Genomic DNA, 19,490 nt, shown 5'->3' with positions numbered 1-19,490 from the left:
GGGCGACATGGCATGCTAACGGCGGAATATTCATCAATTGCCCGATTTGACCGGTGCGGCCCAGAGCCGCCCCTCACCACCGGTCATCGGCACCCAGGGGAGACCATGACCAGCATCTCGCGCAGGACGGTGCTCAGCGCAACCGCGGCGACCGCAGCCCTCGGCGCGGTCTCGGCCTGTTCCAGCGGCGGATCCGGTTCGGGGCAGAACTCCACCTCACCTTCCTCCGGCGGCAACGGGAGCTCCGGCCAGACCGGCACCACCGACCCGACCCAGGCCGTGGTGCCCAAGGGCTCCCCGATCGGCGACGGCTCCAACGCGGACACCGGCCCGCAGCCGAACCAGCCCAAGCCCGAGAAGCTCAAGCCCGGCGAGCGCCCGCCGCAGTTCGTGGTGTTCTCCTGGGACGGCGCGGGCGGCACCGACGACGGCCAGTTCCCCCGCTTCCTCAAGCTGGCGGAGCAGTACAAGGCCACGATGACCTTCTTCCTGTCCGGCATCTACGCCCTGCCCAAGGGCAAGTCCCAGATGTACCAACCGCCGAAGCACGCGGTCGGCGCCTCGGACATCCCGTACCTGTCGGACGGCGCGGTCAAGAGCACCCTCAAGCTCATCAGCCAGGCCTGGCTGGCCGGGCACGAGATCGGCACCCACTTCAACGGGCACTTCTGCTCCAGCCGTCCGGACAAGAACGGGGTCAACATGTGGACCCCGGAGGACTGGCAGAGCGAGATCGACCAGGCGATCTCCTTCGTCACCCAGTGGCGGACCAACACCGGCTTCACCGACGTCGACCCGCTGCCCTTCGACTACAGGAAGGAGCTCATCGGCGGCCGCACCCCGTGCCTGGAGGGCCAGAAGGCGCTGCTGCCGACCATCGCCAAGCTGGGCTGGAAGTACGACGCGAGCTCCTCCGGCGGTCTGCAGATATGGCCGCAGAAGGTGCAGGACGGCAAGATCTGGGACTTCCCGCTGCAGTCCATCCCCTTTCCCGGGCACACCTTCCAGGTGCTGTCGATGGACTACAACATCCTGGCCAACCAGTCCGGCGGCAGCACCAAGGGCGACCCGTCCAAGTACAACGACTGGCGGACCCAGGCCACCAACTCCTACCTGGCCGGCTTCGAGCGCGCCTACAACAGCAACCGCGCGCCGTTCTTCATCGGCAACCACTTCGAGCAGTGGAACGGCGGCATCTACATGGACGCCGTCGAGGAGGCCCTCAAGGCCATCGCGGGCAAGCCCGACGTCCGGCTGGTCTCGTTCAAGCAGCTGGTCGAATGGCTGGAGGTGCAGGACCAGTCGACCCTGCGCAAGCTGCGCACGCTCAACGTCGGCCAGGCGCCGGCGGGCGGCTGGGAGGGATTCCTCGGCGCAGCGGGCTGACCCGCCCGGACCGGGGCGGCGAGGCCGGGCAGGACCGGTACGGCCGGCGGGGTGTTCGCACCCCGCCGGCCGAGGTCGTTCCGGCTCGGGGCCGCTACTCGGCGGCCGGGACGTCCCCGAGCAGCCTGCGGACGATGAGTTCCGCCCCCGCCTCGCCCCAGAGGATCGAGTAGTGGTTGGTGTCCGGCACGGGCGAGGCCGGTACCCGCGCCCGGTCCAGTCCGGACAGCCCGATCCGCTGGTGGTCGTAGAGGCCCTGCGGCTCGTCGAGCAAGCCGCGCTCCGCCCACAGCAGTTCGGCCGGGCAGGGCAGTCGGTGCACGGCCCCGGCCGCCTCCTGGTCCAGCAGGATCTGGGCGCCGTCGGTCTGGACGGCCTCCAGCACGCAGGAGGAGCGCAGTTCGGGCTCGACGCCGACGAGGTCGCGCTGGGTGTAGGCGTCGATCCCGTCGGACCAGTCGTCGCCGAACGCCGGGTGGCGCTGCCAGAACTCGCGGTAGGCGGAGCGGTCCGGGAAGGTCATCGACAGCCGGGCCAGCGCGGGGCCGAGCACCGCGGCCAGGGCGTCCTCCTCGCGGACGCCCGCCGGCAGCGGGAAGCTCAGCGCACCGTCCACCAGCAGGACCCGGCGGACGAGTCGGGGGTGCCGGACGGCGGTCAGCGCGGTGACCCAGGCCCCCATCGAGTGGCCGACGACCGTGACGGGCCCCGCGTCGAGGGCGGCGATCAGCGCGGCGACGTCGTCGGCGTGCCGGGCCAGCCCGTACGGTCCGGCGACCGAGCGGCTGGCGCCGCGGCCCCGGAGATCGGGCGCGAGCAGGGTGACCCGCCCGGCGAGGCGGCGGGCGACCTCGTACCAGGCGAGGCCGTTGGCGGTGATGCCGTGCACCGCCACGACCGTCGGGGCATCCGGCCGGTCGGCGGGCCAGCGCAGGACGGTCAGGTCCCCGCCGGGTACGGGGACGGTCAACTCCTCGGGCTTCAGGGGCGACTGGCTCACGCGGGGTACCTCCGGTGGAGCGGGCGGGTCGAACGGCGCGGATGCGGGCGGGCAGTCTAGCCAGGCCGCCGGGAAGCAGGTAGACCACGACGACGAACAGGGGGCCCAGCAGGAGGGGGGCTGGGAGAGCGGGACGCACAGCACCGCGGGCAGGTCCGCGACGGCGCTCGAGTCGGCGAGGTCCCCGAGGCGGTGGCCGGCCCAGGTGTAGAGCACGCCGCCGAGCGGCGGCCCCCAACGACTGCCGGAGCCGCCGAGGACCACTGTGACCAGCAGCGCGAGCGTGGCGTCCGAACCGGCGGCCTGCGGGGTGGCCCCGTCGGTGAGCAGCAGGTAGACCGCTCCGGCCGGCAGATCGTCCCGGAGCTCACGCTTCCCGCCACCGGCCACCGAAAGGCGCAAACCCGCAAAGCCACAAACCCCGCAAAGCCACAAAGCCACACCCGGCCGGACCGCTTCCGGGCAGACAACTCCCCCCGGCAGTCCGGCCGTTCGCTTTGCCCCCGTGGCACCGTCCAATCGTCACCGTGCCGAATTCCGCTGCATTAGCACCGCGGCAAGCCACCGTGGCCAGGAACCGTGGTTTCTTCACGCCTGTGCGGCGATCGTCTGGTGGAGCGGTTGCGATCGGCGTTACGCTCCAGGAGAGTTGAGCAAGCCAGGGATCCCGTCACACCCGGTTCACGCCCGCTTCACGCCCAGTGGGGTAGCCGGGGAGTGCATCGGGGTCCCGCATTCGGAGCCGCCGCGCCGACCCACTGTCGAACCGGTCGCACACACTCCAGGTGTCGGGCTCCTTGCGCCGGATTCCCGACGTCGGAGCGCACATCGGCGCGCGGGCCGGGGCGCGGATCGGACAGCCCGGAAACCGTGGGGCGCACCGCAGTTCGCCGGGCCGCGTTCCACCCGGGCGGCTCCGGGGCTGGCGGGCAACGCCAAGCACAGCACGTCGCAATACTCCGGGGGGAGCACGCCATGACCATGCCGTCCTCGCGACGAAAGGACGAGCGCGGCCGAGCCGGTCGCCAGGGCCGCCGACGAGGCGCCGGGCCGTTGGACGAGGCCTCGTTACGCACCGTATCGGTGCCCGAAGCGCCGTATGACTACGGTCACTTCAGCCGCCTGGCGGGCCCGGCGGTCGATCCGGACGAGGACCGGGAGCTCGGCGGCGGTGTCTACCGGCCGGAGCCGGGCGGCGCCGGCGTCCGGGAGTCCGCCGGGGCGGAGCCGGCCACCCCCTACCGGGTCCAGTACCGCAGTCTGTTGCGCCACGAGCCGCACCGGATCCGGGCCGCCCTGCTGTTGCTGGCCGCCCCGCTGGTGGAGACGATCCTGCTGGTCTGGCTGCTGCTGCCGGAGCACTGGCCGGAGCGTCCCGACGAGACCGACACCCTGGTGCTGCTCGGCGACAAGGTGATGATCGGGATCATCGCCGTGGTCGAGGTGTTCCGGCTGGTCAACGTCGTCTCCAACACCCACGCCACGCTGGTGGCCCGCGATCCGATACCGGTGACGCCGGAGTCCGGCACCCGGGTCGCGTTCCTCACCACCTGTGTGCCGGGCAAGGAGCCGCCGGAGATGGTGCGGGCCACGCTGACGGCGGCCCGTGCCGTGCGGCACGAAGGTCCGTACGACGTCTGGCTATTGGACGAGGGAAACGATCCTGCAATGCAGGCCCTGTGCGCCGAACTGGGCGTCCGGCACTTCAGCCGGGCCGGCCGCCCGCACTGGAACCGGCCGAAGGGGCGGTTCCGCACCCGGACCAAGCACGGCAACTACAACGCCTGGCTCCAGGCCCACGGCGACGACTACGACTTCTGGGTGTCCGTCGACACCGACCACGTACCGCTGCCCGACTTCTGCGAGCGCATGCTCGGCTACTTCCGCGACCCGGACGTGGCATTCGTGGTCGGCCCCCAGGTGTACGGGAACTACCGCAGCTCGGGATCGGCCGTCACCAAATTCTCCGAGAGCCAGCAGTACCTCTTCCACGCACTCATCCAGCGCGCCGGAAACCGTTACGGCGCACCGATGTTCGTCGGGACCAACAACGCCGTCAGAATCCGCGCGCTCCAGTCGATCGGCGGGTTGTACGACTCCATCACGGAGGACATGGCGACCGGCCTGGAGTTCCACCGGAGCCGCAACCCGGAGTCCGGAGAACACTGGAAGTCCGTGTACACCCCGGACGTGCTCGCGGTGGGCGAGGGCCCGTCCTCCTGGACCGACTTCTTCTCCCAGCAACTGCGCTGGAGCCGCGGCACCTACGAGACCCTGCTCACCCAGTACTGGCGGGTGCTCTGGCGGCTGTCGCCCGGCCGGGTGCTCAACTACACGCTGATGGTGGGCTTCTACCCGATGGCGGCGCTCACCTGGCTGCTCGGCGGGGTCTCCAGCGTGCTCTACCTGGGCTTCGGCGCCTCCGGCGTGCACGTCTCCTCGGAGCTCTGGATGATGCTCTACAGCGACGCCGCCGCGCTCCAGCTCCTGCTCTACACCTGGAACCGCAAGCACAACGTGAGCCCGCACGAGCCGGCCGGCTCCTCCGGGATCGCGGGCATGGTGATGTCGGCGCTCTGCGGCCCGGTGTACGCGGCCTCGCTGCTCCAGGCGCTGGTGCGTCGCCGGAACCGCTTCGTGGTGACGCCCAAGGGCAGTGCGGCCAGCGCCGACGGGCCCGGCACCTTCCGCTACCACCTGTTCTGGACCGTGGTGTTCGGCGGTGCCGTGGCCGCGTCCTTCCACACCGGCTACGACCACGTCGCGATGCGCACCTGGGCCTGCATCGCCCTGGTGCTGACCGTGCTGCCGCTGCTGATCTCGGCCGGCGACGCCGTCCGCCGGCGACGCACCCCGCCCACCGCCACCCTCACCGTGACCGGCGGGCCGTCCGCCACCCCGAGCGTCGTCCTGGAGAAGCGCCGCCCGCGCCACGCCCGTACCGCCGCCGCGCCTCCGGCGGCCAGGGTCCCGGTGCAGGGGTCGCGGCCGGGCCCGGACGGGCTCGACGGCCCGACGCTGCAACTCCGCCTGGCCACCCTCGACGACCGCACACGCGACCTCCGCATGCCCGGCGGCCGCGCACCCGACGACCACACCCCCGGCGGTCGCACGCCCGACGGCCACGCACCCGACGGCCACGCGCCCGGCCTGCAGCCGCCCGGCCGAGCCGGGAGCGGCACGCCCACCCACTGAGCCAGCCCGCCCGCCTCCCGAGGGGATCACCACCGTGAAGATCCACAAGACCGGCCGCACCAAGCGCTTCGCCCTCGGCAGCACCGTCGCGCTGACCGTCGCCGGGATGAACGCCCCCGCCGTCCTCGGCTTCGCCAGCAGCCAGTACCACCAGTACGTGATCAACCGCCCCGAGTACAAGGCGCAGTACGGCCACTGGCAGACCCTGACGCTGCCCGCCGAGTTCCGGGTCAACGCCGTCCACGCCACCCTGCTGCGCACCGGCAAGGTGCTCATCGTGGCCGGTTCCGGCAACGACGAGAAGCAGTTCAACGCGGGCACCTTCAAGAGCCTGCTCTGGGACCCGGCGAAGAACACCTACAAGCTGATACCCACCCCCGCCGACATGTTCTGCGGCGGCCACGCCTCCCTCCCGGACGGCCGGGTGCTGGTGGCCGGCGGCACCCTGCGGTACGAGAAGCTGGACGGCGCGGTGAAGAAGGCGGCCGGCGTGATGCGGGTGCGCAACGAGAGCCCGGAGCGCGACCACACCTTCCCCAAGGGCACCGTGTTCCTCGCCCCCAACGGCCGCGAGTACGCCAGCACCGTCGAGGTGACCGTGCCCGCCGCGACCAAGAGCGGCTCCGGGAAGCAGACCGTGGTCACCGCCGGCGAGCAGCACGTGTTCGTGGAGGCGCTCGGCACCGGCCCGGACTACGTGACCGGCTCCCCCACCCAGTACCGGATCAAGGGCCTGACCGGCGTCGAGGCGCACAACCTGTACGGGCAGAGCGAGAAGCTGACGCTGGACAAGCAGGACTACCAGGGCATCCGCTCCGCCTTCGAGTTCAACCCGGACACCGAGCTGTACGAGCAGGTCACCGACATGGCGCACGCCCGCTGGTACCCGACCCTGACGGGGCTGGGCGACGGCCGGGTGGTCACCGTCTCCGGCCTGGACGACACCGGGCAGATCCTCGACGGCAACGACAACGAGGTCTACGACCCGAAGTCCAAGACCTGGGCCAAGGCCCCCGACCGCTACTTCCCGACCTACCCGTCGATCTTCCTGACCGCGAGCGGCAAGCTCTTCTACTCCGGTTCCAACGCGGGCTACGGCCCCGCCGACAAGGGCCGCGAGCCCGGCGTCTGGGACCTCTCGAACGACGGCTTCCAGCCCGTGCCCGGCCTGCGCGACCCCAGCCTGACCGAGACCTCCTCCTCGGTGCTGCTGCCGCCCGCGCAGGCGCAGAAGGTCATGGTGCTGGGCGGCGGCGGGGTGGGCGAGTCCCCGCTGTCCACGGCCCGCACCGACATCGTCGACCTGTCCGCCGCCAAGCCCGCCTTCACCCCGGGCCCGGACCTGCCCGCCGGCCGCACCCGCTACCTCAACAGCGTGATCCTCCCGGACGACACCGTGTTCACCACCGGCGGCTCCAGCGGATACCGCGGCCGGGGTGACAGCGACCTGCTCAAGGCGCAGGTGTACCACCCGGGTTCCAACAGCTTCAGCACCGCCGCCGAGCCCACCGTCGGCCGTGACTACCACTCCGAGGCGCTGCTGCTGCCGGACGGCCGGGTCGCCGTGCTGGGTTCCAACCCGCTGTTCGCCGACAAGGCCGAGACCCAGCCCGGCGGCTTCGAGCAGCGCATCGAGATCTACACCCCGCCGTACCTGTACCACGGTGACCGCCCGGAGGTGACCGCGGCGCCTTCGGCGGCGAAGCTCGGCGGGACGGTCAAGGTCGGCACCGCCCGGCCGGACGCGGTGACCACCGCCAAGCTGATCCGGCCCAGTTCGGTGACCCACGCGACCGACGTGGAGCAGCGCTCGGTCGCCCTGGACATCACCGGCCGCACCGCCGACGGGGTCTCGCTCACCCTCCCGGGCAACCCGAACCTGCTGCCGCCCGGCTGGTACATGCTGTTCCTGACGGACGCCGCCGGCACCCCGTCGGCCGCCCGCTGGGTCCAGGTCACCGGCTGAAAACCCGGGCACTGCGGGTCACCGGCCGGCCGGACACCAGGCCAGCCGGACGGCAGGACGGCAGGACGGCAGGACGGCAGGACGGCAGGTCAGCGTGCCGCCTGCGCCAGCCCGAGCGCGTACGGCAGCCAGAACTGGCCCGCCCGGGGCTCGCCCCGGCCGCACTCGCCGTCCGACTCGCCCGGGTTCTTGATCCACAGGTAGGCGTCGACCCCGGGCCGCCCGGTCGCGTCGGTCGGCGCCTCGCCGAGCGCCCGGCCGGGCGGGTTGCACCAGGACTCGGCACCCGCCGAGCCGTTGCCGCTGCGGCTGGTGTCGATGACGAAGTGCTTGCCGCCCAGGGCGGCGGAGAGCCGGTTGCCGTAGTCCACGTTCCGGTCGGTCGGGTAGAAGTTGGCGACGTTCACCGCGAAGCCGTCCGCCGTGGCGATGCCCGACTTGCGCAGCGCGGCGGCCATCTCCTCCGGGTCCTGGGCCCAGCCGGGGTTGCCCGCGTCCAGGTAGACCCGGACGTTGGGGTGCTTCTTCAACTCCTGGACGGCGAAGGCCAGCAGGCCGTACCGCTCGGCGGCGAGGTCGCCCTTGATCCCGCAGGTGTCCAGGGTGTGGGCGACGGCGTCCGGCTCCAGCACCACCCAGGCCTTGCGGTCGCCGAGGGCCTGGGCGATGCCGGTGATCCAGGAGCGGTAGGAGGCGGCGTCGGGTGCGCCGCCGGCCGAGTACTGGCCGCAGTCCCGGTGCGGGATGTCGTAGGCGACGAAGACGGCCGTCCGGCCGGCCTCGGTGGCCCGCCGGCTCACCTGGTCGGCGATCTCCCGGGCGCCCTGTTCGCCGAGCCACTGGGAGGAGGGCTGGGCGGCGATCCGCAGCAGGGTGTCGGCCTCGGCCGAGCGGCCCTGGCCGCGCAGCGCGGTGACCTGCTGGGCCGCGTTGGTCTGGTCGGAGACGTAGAAGGCCTGCCCGGCAGGCTGGTTGAGGCCGGCGGCGCCACCCGGCGGACTCGCGGCGGAGGCTCCGGGAGCGTCGGGGCCGCCTTGGGCGACGCTCGCCCCACCGCCGCCCGCACCGCTGCAGCCGGAGACCGCAAGCATCGTCAGGCCCGCGATCAGCGCGGCCCACCGCATCGTTCCCGCCCGTCCCACCCCGCGCACGTACCGCCCCTCCGAGCCGGCTCCCGCCCCCGTCGGACCGGTCCGGCGACCGGTCGGCTCCAGCTAAGCACACCAGGCCCCACCGGACGGTCGACCGTGGTGAACGGCAAGTGGCCGTGGGCGAACGGGACATCGAACCCCCGCCGCCCACGGCCACCACGCCGAACCCGGCTCCGCACCGGCCTGGCTCGTCAGTCCTGCTCCGCGTCAGTCCTACTCCGCGTCAGTCCTGCTCCGCGTCAGTCCTGCTCCGCGTCAGTCCTGCTTCAGGTTCGGCACCCGCCAGTCGATCGGCTCGCCACCGAAGCCGTCCAGCGCCGCGTTGATCTGCGAGAACGGGCGGCTGCCGAAGAACAGCTTGGCGGACAGCGGCGACGGGTGCGCGCCCTGGACCACCACGTGCTTCTCGGTGTCGATCAGCGGCAACTTCTTCTTCGCGTAGTTGCCCCACAGCACGAAGACCACCGGCTCCTCGCGCTCGCTCACCGCCTTGATCACCGCGTCGGTGAACTTCTCCCAGCCCTTGGCCTTGTGCGAGTTGGCCTCGTGCGCGCGGACCGTGAGCACCGCGTTGAGCAGCAGCACGCCCTGCTCGGCCCAGTGCATCAGATAGCCGTTGTCCGGGGCGGGGATGCCGAGGTCGGCGTCCATCTCCTTGAAGATGTTGCGCAGCGAGGGCGGCGTCTTCGTCCCGGGCAGCACCGAGAAGCTCATGCCGTGGGCCTGGCCGTTGTCGTGGTACGGGTCCTGACCGAGGACGAGCACCCGGACCTTCTCGTACGGGGTGGCCTCCAGCGCGGCGAACTCCTGGCCGCTCGGCGGGAACACCTCGTGCTCCGCGCGCTGGGCCGCCACGAAGGCCGCCAGCTCCGCGAAGTACGGCTTCTCCACCTCGGCGCCGAGCACCGCGCGCCAGGACTCGGGCAGCTCCAGCCCGCCGCCCGCGCCGGCCTCGACCACGCCCGCCTCGACCGTGTCCGTCACGACATCTACCTCCCACACCGCGGCTGCTGCGCCGCCCGCCCTCTTACACCCCGAACGCTACACAGCCCCACCGACAACTCACTCCACGGGAGCGGCCCCGGCCCCCGACGCTCCCGCAGCGGCCCGCGCCACCCGCAACTGCTCCACCCCGTTGAGCACCACCAGCAGCAGCGCCAGGGTCACCAGCACCACCAGCGCCGGCAGCCGCACCATCGCGGGCACCAGCCCCAGCACGACCACCGCCGCCACGATCCGGGTCGTCGACACCCGGCGGAACATCATCCAGCGGGTGTACCCGAAGGTCAGCAGGTACAGCCCGCACCCGCCGTACAGCAGCGCGACCGATCCGGCGCCGAGCGTCCGCCACGGGTCGGCGACCGTCTCCTCGAAGCCGACCGCCACCCCGATCACCCCGGCGGCCAGCGCCAGGTGCCCGTACTGGAAGATCCGCCGGACCACGTCCCGCCGCGAGTCGGCGACCTCCACGGCGTGCCGCATGGCGTCCGCCGCGTAGACGAAGTACTGCCACCACAGCCCGGCCGAGATGGTGAACGCGGCGGCTACGGCGATGAGTTCGGGCACGTCCAGCCGGGCCGCGGCGGCCGGTCCGCCGATCCCGACGATCGACTCGCCGATCGCGACCAGCAGGAACAGCGCGAACCGCTCCGGCATGTGCGAGGGGTGGTACGCCACTTTCGCGAGCCGCCGCCGGAACACCAGTGGCGCGGACAGGTCGCAGAGTGCGGCCGCCGCCCAGAGCGCCAGCCGCGGTCCGTCCGGCAGCAGTCCGCCGACCAGCAGCAGCGGCCCGCTGACCAGGACGCCCGCGCCGTACGGTCCGCGCCAGACGCCCGGGACGCGCGCCAGCAGGAGCAGCAGCACCACCCGGGCCGACCAGTAGGCGGCGCCGAGCAGCACGCCCCGGCTGCCGTACGCGGCCGGGATGGCGAGCGCCATGAACAGGCCGGTCAGCCCGACCAGCAGGATGCCCAGGCGGTCGCGCAGGTTGTCGACGTCGCGGATGTTGGCCTGCACGGTGGTGCCGACCCAGCACCAGTACACCGGCACGAACACCACCAGCGCCCGGAACAGGCCGGTGAGGTCGTGCTGGTGGTGCAGCAGCCCGGAGACCTGGGTGATCGCGAAGACGAAGACCAGGTCGAAGTAGAGCTCCGCCCAGGTGACCCGCTTCTCCGCCTCCCCCGCGGCCCCACTCGCCGCTTCCCCCGTCGTGCTCATCGGCCCGGCCCTCCCCACGCGTACGGAACGAGCCCCGCCCCGGCGCTCGGCCGGGACGGGGCTCGCGACTGCACGGCAGAGGCTAGACCAGCTCGACCAGGTCCGCGATGGACTTGACCACCCGGGTCGGCCGGTACGGGAAGCGCTCCACGTCGGCGGCGGAGGTCAGGCCGGTGAGGACCAGGATGGTCTCCATGCCGGCCTCCATGCCCGCGACGATGTCGGTGTCCATCCGGTCGCCGATCATCACGGCGGTCTCGGAGTGGGCGCCGGCGGTGTTCAGCGCCTCGCGCATCATCAGCGGGTTGGGCTTGCCGACGAAGTACGGCTCGACGCCGGTGGCCTTGGTGATCAGCGCCGCGACCGAGCCGGTGGCCGGCAGCACGCCCTCGGGGGAGGGGCCGGTCTCGTCCGGGTTGGTGCAGATGAACCGGGAGCCCTGGTTGATCAGGCGGATCGCCTTGGTGAGCGCCTCGAAGGAGTAGGTGCGGGTCTCGCCGAGGACGACGTAGTCGGGGTTGTTGTCGGTCAGCACGTAACCGGCCTGGTAGAGCGCGGTGGTGAGGCCGGCCTCGCCGATCACGTACGCGGTGCCGTTCGGGCGCTGGCCCTTGAGGAACTTGGCGGTGGCCAGGGCGGAGGTCCAGATGCACTCCTCCGGCACCTCCAGGCCCATCCCGGCCAGGCGGGCGCTGAGGTCGCGCGGGGTGTAGATGGAGTTGTTGGTGAGGACGAGGAAGGGCTTGCCGGACTCCCGCAGCCTGCGCAGGAACTCCTCCGCGCCGGGGATCGGCGTGCCCTCGTGGATGAGGACACCGTCCATGTCGGTCAGCCAGGACTCGATGGGCTTGCGGTCTGCCACGTGCGTGTCTCCTGAAGTGTTGCAACGTCGTGCGGAGGGCCCTGACGCGGCCAAGCCTAATCGGCGCCGGTGGCCGGGGACAGGACGTCCCGCTGGGCGGGATGCGGCGGGCGACCTGCGGAAACCGGGAGCAACCGGGCGCCCCGTGATTGAGTGGGCGGCATGAACCCGCAGACGCCCCGCTCCCCGCACGACCGCCCGCTGCGCGTCGGACTGATCGGCTACGGCCTGGCCGGTTCCGCCTTCCACGCCCCGCTCATCGCGACCACCCGGGGGCTGCGGCTGGACGCCGTGGTCACCGCCAACCCCGAGCGCCGCGAGCAGCTGCGGCGCGAGCACCCGGGCGCCCGCGTCGTCGACACCCCGGAGCAGCTGCTCGCCGACCCGGAGGCGCTGGACCTGGTGGTCATCGCCTCGCCGAACCGCACCCACGCCCCGCTCGCCCGCGCCGCCCTGCGGGCGGGCCTGGCCACCGTCGTGGACAAGCCGTTGGCCGCGACCGCCGCCGAGGCGCTGGAGCTGTGCCGGCTCGCCGAGGAGCGGGGCGTGCTGCTGTCCGTGTTCCAGAACCGGCGCTGGGACGGCGACTTCCTCACCGCGAGCCGGCTGGTGCGCGGCGGCGCGCTCGGCCGGGTGCACCGCTTCGAGTCCCGCTTCGAGCGCTTCCGCCCCAAGCCCAAGCCGGGCTGGCGCGAGCTGGCCGACCCGGCCGAGGTCGGCGGCACCCTGTACGACCTGGGCAGCCACCTGGTCGACCAGGCGCTCACGCTGTTCGGGCCGGTCGAGACGGTGTACGCGGAGATCGACGTACGGCGCGACGGCGCGGTGGTGGACGACGACGCCTTCCTCGCGCTGACCCACGCCTCCGGCACCCGCTCGCACCTGTGGACCAGTGCGATCACCCCGCTGATCGGCCCCCGGCTGCGGGTGCTCGGCGACGCCGCCGGCTACGTCAAGCACGGCATGGACCCGCAGGAGGCCGAGCTGCGCTCGGGCCACCGCCCGGACGGCGCCCACCCGTGGGGCACCGACCTGCCCGAGCGGTACGGCACCCTGGGCACCGACGAGTCCGCGGTCTCCCTGCCCACCGACCCGGGCGACTACCCCGCCTACTACGCGGGCATCGCCGCTGCCCTGGCCGCCCCCGGCACCCCGCCGCCGGTCGACCCGCGCGACGCGGTGGCCACCCTCGCCGTCCTGGAGGCCGCCCGCGCCTCGGCGGCCACCGGGACGACGGTCCGACCGGCCTGACGGCTGCGGCCGACCTGACGGCGGCGGCCGGGTCCGACGGCTGCGGCCGACCTGGCGACTGCAACGGGACTGACACCTGCGGCTCAGATCCCGATGACCTCCACCGCCGAGCCCAGGCCCCGGAAGTCGGCCACGTTGCGGGTGTACAGCGGCAGTCCGTGGGCGGAGGCGACGGCGGCGATCATCAGGTCGATCCGGCGCGGCCGCGGCTGCCGTCCGGCGGCGATGGTCAGGGTGACGAGGGTGCCGTAGCGGGCGGCGGCGGTTGCGTCGAAGGGCAGCGGGTCGAAGTCGGCCATCGCCGCGCCCAGCACCTCCAGCCGGGCGGCCCGGCTGATCGGGTCGCGCGCCATCGAGACGCCCTGCTGGAGTTCGGCGAAGGTGATCGCGGTCAGCTCGGGCACCGCGGGCAGGTCGGTGGGGTTGAGCAGGGCCAGGTCGATGTAGACGCAGGTGTCCAGCACTCCGGCGGACCGCCGCCGGGGTGCTCTCCGGCGCTCAGCCACGCCGGCGCTCGAACGGGTCGTCGCCCTCGTCGCCGACGAGTTCGTCGGGGCCGAAGTACTCCTCGGCCTCCTTGCGCATCTCCTGGTAGTCGACCCTCGGCAGTTTGACGTGCCGGGCCACCAGTTCCTCCGCCGTGAGCCGCCGTCGCGCGGACACCGGCCGCAGCTCCGCGACCTCGACCCCGTTCCTGGTGATGTGGAAGATCTCCCCGGCCTCGACCGCGTCCATCACCGCGGCGGAGTTGTTCCGGAACTCCCGCTGGGTAATCGTCTTCATGGCCTCCACGGTAGCCCCGTGTAGCACTGGTGGCTACACCTCGGGCGGTGCGGCGGGAACCCTGCGAGCCGTACGATCGTCCTGCTGGACGTCCGAACACGGCAGACCGCGTGCGCACGTCCGAACTTCCGAATGACCGAACGCCCGAACGCCCGAACGTCCGGAACCGGGAACACACCGAGAGGGGGCCGCCGTGAGTGTCGTGGCGATGCTGCTCGGCCTGCTCCGGGTGCTGACCGGACAACTGGTGACCGACGGCGGCGCGCTGGCGTCCGTCGCCGCGATGGCGGCCGTGGTCCTGGTGGCCGGTGCGGTCGCGGGGGCCTTCACCGGGCGGCGGCTGCTGGGGGCGCGAGCCCCGGCGGCGGTGCGCAGCGGGGTGCTGCGGCGCCGGGCGTTCCGTACGGCGTTCCTTCCGCAGCGTGATCCGGACGCCCGGGGCAGGCGACGCCCCAGGGCGCCGGGGGCGGCCCAGGCGGCCGCGTAGTCCCGCAGTTCCTCCGTACGGTTCCCGTGCGGGCACGGCTTCCCCGTGCTTTCCCCCGGGTTCCCCCGTACGTCCTTTCGCGGCCGTCCTCCGCCGACCACTCATGTTCTGAGACCCCGGAGGGCTCGCTTCACCATGTCCGTTCTGTCTGTTCTCGACCCGGCCGTCACCGTCGCCCACGCCGTGGTCTCCTCGATCGCCCAGGTCCTGCCGACCGCGCTGGCGATCGTCCTGTTCGTCCTCGCCGTCCGGCTCTGCCTGCACCCGCTGGCGCGGGCGGCGGCGCGCGGGGAGAAGGCCCGTTCCAAGCTCGCGCCGAAGGTCGCCGAGCTGAACACGAAGCACAAGAACAACCCGGAGAAGGCGCGCGAGGCGCTCGCCGAGCTGTACCGGAAGGAGCAGGTCTCGCCGTTCGCGGGCTGCCTGCCGATGCTGGTGCAGATCCCGTTCTTCTCGGTGATGTACCGGCTGTTCACCACCCCGAACGACCTGCTGGACCACACCCTGTTCGGGGTGCCGCTGGGCCTGCACATCGGGAACGCGCACGGCGCCGGGCAGTTCGCGGTGTTCGCGGTGCTGGAGGCCGGGCTGGCGGCCGTCGGGTACGTCAACTACCGCCGGGCCCGGCGGGCGGCGGCGGCCGCTGCGGCGACGCAGGCCACCCCGCAGCCGGGGGCGGCGCTGATGCCGTACCTGTCGTTCGCCTCGGTGCTGTTCGCGCTGCTGGTGCCGGTGGCCGCCGCGCTCTACCTGGTGACGACCAGCGTGTGGTCGGTGTCCGAACGGGCCTGGCTGTACCGGGGTACGGGCCAGGTCCCGGCGACGGCGCTGGCGGTCTAGCGGGGTTCCGGGCCCCCGCCCGCCGGGTCGGCCTGCGCGGCGGTGAGCCGCCGGTAGGCGGCGGCAGGCGGCGGTAGGCGGCGGCAGGCGGCGGTAGGCGGCGGTAGGCGGCGGAGCCGTGCCCGCGGGGGCGGCGTCGGCGGCCTCGATCCGGTCGGGCAGCGGGCGGGTGCCGTCGTGCCCGGCCGGTCGGACGCCCCGCCCGGAGGCCGTAGCCTGTGGTGATCGTTTCGGGTCCCGTCTCGGGACAGGTGGAGGGATGTCGTCATGGTGGCTGCTCCGGCGCTCGCCGAGCTGCGCGAGGTGTGCCAGCCGCAGGCCAAGCTGCAGAGCCGCAACGGTGAGCACTGGGCGGGCCGGCTCTACATGCGGGCGATCTCGCTGCGGACCACCCGGCAGCTGGTGCGCACCTCGGTCTCGCCGAACACCCTGACCTGGGTGATGGTGGTGTGCGGGGTCGGCGGCGGCGCGGCCCTGCTGATCCCGGGCCTGACCGGCGCGGTGCTGGCGGCGGTGCTCTTCCAGCTGTTCCTGCTGTTCGACTGCGTGGACGGCGAAGTGGCGCGCTGGAAGCGCCAGTTCAGCATGGCCGGGGTGTACGTGGACCGGCTCGGCGCCTACCTCGCGGACGCCGCGCTGATGATCGGCGCGGGCGTGCGGGCGGCGCGCGGGGGCTCGGAGCTGTGGGTGTCGGCGGGCCTGGCGGCCGCGCTGGGCGTGGTGCTGCTCAAGGCCTCGACGGACCTGGTGGACGTGGCCCGCGCCCGCAGCGGGCAGCCGCCGGCGGGCGAGGAGTCGACCCAGCCGCGCTCCCAGGGCATCGCGACGGCCCGCCGGTTCGCCTCGATCTTCAAGATCCACCGGGTGACGAACGGCATCGAGGCGTCGCTGGTACTGCTGGCGGCGGCCGTGGTGGACGCCGGGCTGCACAACCTGGACGCGACCCGCTGGACGCTCGCCGGGATCACCGTGATCACCTGGGGGATGGTGGTGGCGCACCTGGCGTCGATCCTGTCCTCCTCGCGGCTGCGCTGAGCCGCGGGGCCCGGGCCGCACCGAGTCGCGGGGCGGAGCCGCACCGAGCCGCAGGGCGGAGCCGCCCCTCCCCCGCCGGGGGGAGGGGTCCGGCGCAAGCCCGTCGCCGGGCGGACGCGGGGGCACCGGACCGCCCGGGAGGGTGGAGCCATGACGACGCCACCGTCCACCGACGCCGCTGCCTCCGCCGCCGTTCCCGCCGCTTCTGCCGCTTCTGCCGCTTCCGCCGTGCCCGCCCCGCCCCGCTGGGCCGTCCGCGCCGCCCACCTGGCCGCGGTCACCGCCCTGCCGACCGGGCTGTGGCGACTCGGACTGGTCCTCGGGCGGCACGGCGGCTACACCGACGCGGGCTACCACGCGGTGGGCTTCACCGGCTGGGACGCGGTGTGGCCGCTCACCCTGAGCGTGCTCACCGAGGCGCTGGCGCTGCTCACCCTGGGCCTGGTCCGGCCGTGGGGCACGGTGCCGCCGCGCTGGATCCCGTTCCTCGGCGGGCGGCCGGTGGACCCGCGCCGGGTCGTGCTGGCGGCCTCGCTGGGCGCGGCCGGGCTGACGGTGCTCTGGACGCCGTTCCTCGCCTGGTGGGCGGTGCCGCACCCGGACATGACCCCGCTCGGGCACCTGCTGGTCGGCTTCCTCTACCTGCCCGCGGTCGCCTGGGGCCCGCTGCTGGCGGCGGTCACCGTCTCGTACCACCGGCGGCACCGCGCGGTCGCCGCGCACCCCCTGGCCGTCGGCCGTTAACCGTGCCAGGCCGGTTCGGAGCCGGACGCGGAGTCGGGCGCGGAATCTGACGTGGAGCCGGACGCCGAGCCTCGCCCGGAGTCGGGCGCGGAGCCGGGCTCGTTGCGGGCGAGCGCGGCGAGGACGGTGTCGAGCAGGCCGGGGAAGCGCCGTTCGAGGTCGACCGTCCGCAGGGCGGAGAACCGGCGGTTGGCCTCCTCGCGCTGGCTGATCACCCCGGCCTCGCGCAGCACCTTGAAGTGGTGGCTGAGAGTGGAGGGCGCGACCTCCACCGGGAAGGTGCCGCAGGCCCGTTCGGGCTCGGCGCGCAGGATTCGGGCGATCGTCATCCGGGTGGGGTCGGAGAGCGCGTGGAGGACGTCGTACAGGTCGATCTCCTCGGCCGCGGGGTGGGCGAGGGCCGGTCGGCGGCGGGTGCTGCGGGGCACGTTCAGACCTCCTCTGATCTGCGATGTTCGACAAACGCCGAAACGGAGTGGTACCACAGTGGCGCAAACATTTTCGTCGTTCGTCGAACATCGTAGTCGAGGGGGCCCGACATGCGCGCACTGGTGATGACCGCACCCGGTGGAGCCGAGAGTTCCGAGATCCAGCAGATCGACGCACCGCACCCCGGCCCCGGCCAGGTGGCGATCGACGTCGCCTGGGCCGGACTGAACTTCGTGGACGTGATGGCCCGCCGGGGCGACGGCGGGTACACCGCCGAGTGGCCGTACCTGCCGGGCAAGGAGGTCTCCGGCACGGTCCGCGCGCTCGGCGAGGGCGTCACCGGGCTCGCCGTGGGCGACCGGGTCGCGGCCGCACCGGTCGGCGGCGGGCTGGCCGAGGTCGTGCTCGCCGACGCCGCACTGACCGTCCCCGTCCCGGACGGGCTGGCGCTCAGCACCGCTGCCGCCGCCCCGCTCGGCCTCGCCACCGCCGTCCTGCTGCTGACCGACGCGGGCCGGCTGACCGCCGGGGACAACGTCCTGGTCCACTCGGCCGGCGGCGGCATCGGCAGCGCGATCGCCCAGCTCGTCCCGCTGCTCGGCGGCGGAGGCACCCTGATCGGCACCGTCGGCCGCCCCGAGAAGGCCACCGCCGCCGTCGGCCTCGGCTACCACCACGCCTTCGCCCGCGACGAGAAGCTCGCCGACGCCATCCGCACCGCCACCGACGGCCGGGGCGTCGACCTCGTCCTCGACCCGCTCGGCACCACCGCCCTGGACCTCGACCTCGCGGTCGCCGCACCCGGCGGCCGGATCGTCCTGTTCGGCAACGCGGGCGGCGGCGAGGTCAGCGACCTGCCCACGCTCGGCCGGCTGATGGGCGGCAACCTCTCCGTCACCGGCTTCAGCCACCGCGGCTTCGCCGCCACCGCCCCCGAACGCCTCGCCCGCGCCATCCGCACCACCCTCGACCTGCAGGCCGAGCACGGCCTCACCATTCCGCTCACCGAACTGCCCGGCCTGGAGGCCGTACCGGCCGCGCACGACGCGATGCAGGAAGGGCGGGCCACCGGCAAGTACGTGGTGCGGGTCGCCGGTTGACGGGTGTCACATGACGGACGCCGGGCGCCACGGCCCGGCCGGTCGGCGTGAGCGAGCCGGCCACGGCCCGGTGCCCGTCGGACAACTCGGTGACGGCGAAGGCGGATTCGACCTTCCGGCGCGGCGGCTACGGCGGCTGCGGCTGCGGCTGCGGCGAGCGCTGCGGGCATAGGCCGGGCCGGGGCCGCGTTGGGCCCGGCATGACCGAGATTCTGGTGATCGGCGCGAACGGCAGTGTGGGCAGGCACGTGGTGGCCTCGCTCGCTGAGGGCGGGCACGAGGTGCGGGCGCTGGTGCGGGACGGCGCCAAGGCCGCGCTGCCGGTGGGCGTGGAGGCCGTCCAGGGTGATCTGGCGGTGCCGGAGAGCCTGGTGGCCGCGCTCGGCGGCGGGGTGGAGGCCGTCTACCTGATGTGGCCCGGGATCCCGGTGCAGCCGCGGGTGGTGGAGCTGATCGCCGAGCACGCCGGGCGGGTCGTCTACCTGTCGACGGATGTGCCGGATCTCGCGGACGACGAGCCGGCCGTGATCTTCCACCAGGAGATCGAGCGGCTGATCCGCCGGTCCGGCCTGGGGTGGACCTTCGTGCGGGCGATCGACTTCGCGGGCAACGCGCTCGGCTGGGCCGACCAGGTCCGCACCGGCGTCGTCCGCTGGCCGTACGGGCGGGCCCGCCGTTCGCTGGTCCACGAGCGCGACATCGCGGACGTGGCGGTGCGGGCGCTCACCGAGGACGGGCACGACGGCGGCAAGTACCTGGTCACCGGGCCGGAGTCGATCGCCCACGCCGAGCTGGTGCGGATCATCGGCGAGGAGCTCGGCACCGAGGTGCGCTGGGAGGAGCTGGCGCCCGGGACGGCCCGGGAGCAGCTGACGGCGGCCTGGGGCAACGCGGCCTTCGTGGAGTCCCGACTGCGGGCCTGGGAGTCGTTCACCCGCGAGCCGGAGCGGGTGACCGACACGGTCGAGCGGGTGCTCGGCCGCCCGGCCCGCAGCTTCCGCTCGTGGGTGCGGGAGCACGCGGAGGCCTTCCGCTGAC

General features: G+C 73.2%; 18 protein-coding genes and 1 pseudogene. 10 read left to right on the top strand and 9 right to left on the bottom strand.

The window, feature by feature from the left end:
• Positions 1-105 precede the first annotated feature (105 nt).
• The gene (locus tag ACZ3YL_RS15815; RefSeq protein WP_188308002.1) at positions 106-1,386 is read left to right on the top strand and encodes a polysaccharide deacetylase family protein; all 1,281 of its coding nucleotides are present in this window, start codon (positions 106-108) and stop codon (positions 1,384-1,386) included.
• 94 nt (positions 1,387-1,480) lie between these two features.
• Here ACZ3YL_RS15815 and ACZ3YL_RS15810 read toward each other — a convergent pair whose 3' ends face one another.
• Complete coding sequence (locus tag ACZ3YL_RS15810) at positions 1,481-2,386, bottom strand: alpha/beta fold hydrolase (RefSeq protein ID WP_465657776.1); 906 nt, start codon at positions 2,384-2,386, stop codon at positions 1,481-1,483.
• Between the two features lie 28 nt (positions 2,387-2,414).
• Positions 2,415-2,731: pseudogene (locus ACZ3YL_RS15805) on the bottom strand (branched-chain amino acid ABC transporter permease); the annotation flags it as partial.
• Positions 2,732-3,469: 738 nt separating this feature from the next.
• On the opposite strand from ACZ3YL_RS15805, the gene ACZ3YL_RS15800 reads away from it, so the two are divergent.
• Positions 3,470-5,581, top strand: coding sequence for a glycosyltransferase family 2 protein (locus ACZ3YL_RS15800; protein ID WP_465657772.1), 2,112 nt, complete (start codon positions 3,470-3,472; stop codon positions 5,579-5,581).
• A gap of 34 nt (positions 5,582-5,615) precedes the next feature.
• Entirely contained in the window at positions 5,616-7,547 is a 1,932-nt protein-coding gene (gene glxA, locus ACZ3YL_RS15795) for a radical copper oxidase GlxA (RefSeq protein ID WP_465657770.1), read from the top strand.
• 89 nt (positions 7,548-7,636) lie between these two features.
• Here the strand turns inward: glxA and ACZ3YL_RS15790 are convergent, their stop codons facing one another.
• From ACZ3YL_RS15790 to ACZ3YL_RS15775, 4 genes are all read right to left on the bottom strand, one after another.
• On the bottom strand, positions 7,637-8,698 hold the full coding sequence (locus ACZ3YL_RS15790) for a glycoside hydrolase family 6 protein (RefSeq protein WP_465657768.1): 1,062 nt from the start codon (positions 8,696-8,698) through the stop codon (positions 7,637-7,639).
• A gap of 255 nt (positions 8,699-8,953) precedes the next feature.
• On the bottom strand, positions 8,954-9,682 hold the full coding sequence (locus tag ACZ3YL_RS15785) for a uracil-DNA glycosylase (RefSeq protein WP_317621342.1): 729 nt from the start codon (positions 9,680-9,682) through the stop codon (positions 8,954-8,956).
• Between the two features lie 78 nt (positions 9,683-9,760).
• Positions 9,761-10,921 (bottom strand): low temperature requirement protein A, encoded by a 1,161-nt coding sequence (locus ACZ3YL_RS15780; RefSeq protein WP_465657765.1) that lies wholly within the window; start codon positions 10,919-10,921, stop codon positions 9,761-9,763.
• Positions 10,922-11,003: 82 nt separating this feature from the next.
• Positions 11,004-11,783, bottom strand: a complete 780-nt coding sequence (locus ACZ3YL_RS15775; RefSeq protein WP_465657763.1) for an HAD-IIA family hydrolase — start codon at positions 11,781-11,783, stop codon at positions 11,004-11,006.
• A 162-nt stretch (positions 11,784-11,945) separates the two neighbouring features.
• Here ACZ3YL_RS15775 and ACZ3YL_RS15770 point away from each other — a divergent pair, with 162 nt between their 5' ends.
• Positions 11,946-13,034: a Gfo/Idh/MocA family oxidoreductase gene (locus ACZ3YL_RS15770; RefSeq protein ID WP_465657761.1), complete on the top strand. Its 1,089-nt coding sequence runs from the start codon at positions 11,946-11,948 to the stop codon at positions 13,032-13,034.
• A gap of 83 nt (positions 13,035-13,117) precedes the next feature.
• Here ACZ3YL_RS15770 and ACZ3YL_RS15765 read toward each other — a convergent pair whose 3' ends face one another.
• Together ACZ3YL_RS15765 and ACZ3YL_RS15760 are read right to left on the bottom strand one after the other, a co-directional pair.
• On the bottom strand, positions 13,118-13,498 hold the full coding sequence (locus ACZ3YL_RS15765) for a PIN domain-containing protein (protein WP_465657758.1): 381 nt from the start codon (positions 13,496-13,498) through the stop codon (positions 13,118-13,120).
• A gap of 34 nt (positions 13,499-13,532) precedes the next feature.
• Positions 13,533-13,817 (bottom strand): type II toxin-antitoxin system Phd/YefM family antitoxin, encoded by a 285-nt coding sequence (locus ACZ3YL_RS15760; RefSeq protein ID WP_188306368.1) that lies wholly within the window; start codon positions 13,815-13,817, stop codon positions 13,533-13,535.
• A gap of 193 nt (positions 13,818-14,010) precedes the next feature.
• Between ACZ3YL_RS15760 and ACZ3YL_RS15755 the strand changes: the two genes are divergently transcribed.
• The 4 genes from ACZ3YL_RS15755 (at position 14,011) to ACZ3YL_RS15740 (ending at position 16,923) form a co-directional block, all read left to right on the top strand.
• Positions 14,011-14,304, top strand: a complete 294-nt coding sequence (locus ACZ3YL_RS15755; RefSeq protein ID WP_465657756.1) for a DUF6412 domain-containing protein — start codon at positions 14,011-14,013, stop codon at positions 14,302-14,304.
• 135 nt (positions 14,305-14,439) lie between these two features.
• Positions 14,440-15,144, top strand: coding sequence for a YidC/Oxa1 family membrane protein insertase (locus tag ACZ3YL_RS15750; protein WP_465657754.1), 705 nt, complete (start codon positions 14,440-14,442; stop codon positions 15,142-15,144).
• 267 nt (positions 15,145-15,411) lie between these two features.
• On the top strand, positions 15,412-16,179 hold the full coding sequence (locus ACZ3YL_RS15745; RefSeq protein ID WP_188306370.1) for a CDP-alcohol phosphatidyltransferase family protein: 768 nt from the start codon (positions 15,412-15,414) through the stop codon (positions 16,177-16,179).
• Positions 16,180-16,329: 150 nt separating this feature from the next.
• Positions 16,330-16,923: a hypothetical protein gene (locus tag ACZ3YL_RS15740; RefSeq protein ID WP_223242638.1), complete on the top strand. Its 594-nt coding sequence runs from the start codon at positions 16,330-16,332 to the stop codon at positions 16,921-16,923.
• Here ACZ3YL_RS15740 and ACZ3YL_RS15735 read toward each other — a convergent pair.
• On the bottom strand, positions 16,920-17,351 hold the full coding sequence (locus ACZ3YL_RS15735; protein WP_188306371.1) for an ArsR/SmtB family transcription factor: 432 nt from the start codon (positions 17,349-17,351) through the stop codon (positions 16,920-16,922). The two genes, ACZ3YL_RS15740 and ACZ3YL_RS15735, sit on opposite strands and share 4 nt — an antisense overlap.
• A 111-nt stretch (positions 17,352-17,462) precedes the next feature.
• On the opposite strand from ACZ3YL_RS15735, the gene ACZ3YL_RS15730 reads away from it, so the two are divergent.
• A complete protein-coding gene (locus tag ACZ3YL_RS15730) occupies positions 17,463-18,452 on the top strand; it encodes a quinone oxidoreductase family protein (protein ID WP_465657751.1) in 990 nt (329 codons plus the stop codon).
• A 200-nt stretch (positions 18,453-18,652) separates the two neighbouring features.
• A complete protein-coding gene (locus tag ACZ3YL_RS15725; protein ID WP_465657749.1) occupies positions 18,653-19,489 on the top strand; it encodes an NmrA family NAD(P)-binding protein in 837 nt (278 codons plus the stop codon).
• Position 19,490: the final 1 nt, after the last annotated feature.

The organism is Kitasatospora sp. NPDC023176 (genome assembly GCF_055560495.1).
Note: the sequence above shows the minus strand (reverse complement) of the source record. Positions and strands in the feature narration are given on the sequence as shown.